General features: G+C 75.7%; 1 protein-coding gene. It reads left to right on the forward strand.

Translation table 11 applies throughout. The features are described from left to right. Nucleotides 1-1,147, forward strand: a 1,147-nt coding sequence (locus tag ACI2L3_RS40360; protein ID WP_404757452.1) for an aldehyde dehydrogenase family protein, incomplete at its 5' end; no start/stop codon positions are given. Nucleotides 1,148-1,323 lie beyond the last annotated feature (176 nt).

Consider the following 1,323-nt stretch of genomic DNA (forward strand, 5'->3'; position numbering starts at 1 on the left):
CGGCGAGAAGCTGCGCCGCGGGCTCACCGAGCTCGGCCCGGGGGAGCGGTGGGCCCTGCGCCCGCGGCAGCTGGACGAGACGGGTCGCCTGTGGAGCCCGGGCATCCGCTCCGGCGTCCGCCCCGGCGCCGACGCCCACCTCACCGAGTACTTCGGCCCCGTGCTGTCCGTGATGACGGCCGAGACGCTCGAGGAGGCCATCGGGATCGTGAACGCCGTGGACTACGGCCTCACCTCCGGGCTGCACTCGCTGGACCGGGAGGAGATCGACGTGTGGCTGCGCGGCGTGCGCGCCGGCAACCTCTACGTGAACCGCGGCATCACCGGGGCCATCGTGCGCCGCCAGCCCTTCGGCGGCTGGAAGCGTTCCGTCGTCGGCCCCACCACCAAGGCCGGCGGGCCGCACTACCTGCACGGCCTTGTGGACTGGGAGGACGCGCCCACGTGGGCCGGGGCAGAGGGACGGCCCGGGGCCGAGGCCGACGGCGCGGGCGCGTCCTGGCTCGAGACCGCCCGCGCCCTCGACACCCACGCGTGGACCACCGTGTTCGGGGTGGCCACGGACGTCTCCGCGCTCGAGGCCGAGCGGAACGTGCTGCGTCACGTGCCCACCCCGGTCCTCGTGCGCCGGCACTCGGGGCCCGCCGACCACCTGCTGCGCATCGTCTCCGCCGGCCTGCGCGCCGGGGCACCCATGACCGTGAGCCTGCGCCCGACCCCCACCGCGGAGGGCCCCGACGCGGACGGGCTCTCGGCCGAGGCCGTGCGCGGCCGGGTGGAGGAACTGGTCCGGTCCGTCCGAACGGAGGGTGCCGGCACGGCCGCGCCGGTGGACGTCGTCGTCGAGGACGACGCCGCGTTCCACGACCGCGCACGGCGGTTGTCCCTGGTCCCGCCCGCGACGGAGGGCGGCGGCGACGCACGGATCCGGCTCGTCGCCGACTGGACCGGCGACCGGGAAGCGGCCGAGGCGGCGCGGAGCGCGCTCCACGTGGCGCTCGGCGACACCCCCGACGTAGCGGTCTACGCCGGCCCCGTGGTGAGCGCCGGCGAGGTGGAGCTGCTGCCGTTCCTGCACGAACAGGCCGTGTCCGTGACCGCCCACCGGTTCGGCACGCCGGACCATCTGACCGAGGGGGTCCTGTGACCCCGAGGAGGAACCTCCGATGCATCTGATCCCCCGCACGATCTGGGTCGTCGCCCGCGCCCGCCGCCGCCCGCGCGTCGGGCTCTGGGAGCCGACGACGCTGCCGATGCGCGCCCTGCCCACGGACGTGGACATCGCCCTGCACGTCAACAACGGCCAGTACTTCGGGCTGTTCG

Source organism: Streptomyces sp. NPDC029674, from assembly GCF_044903205.1.
Classification (GTDB): domain Bacteria; phylum Actinomycetota; class Actinomycetes; order Streptomycetales; family Streptomycetaceae; genus Streptomyces.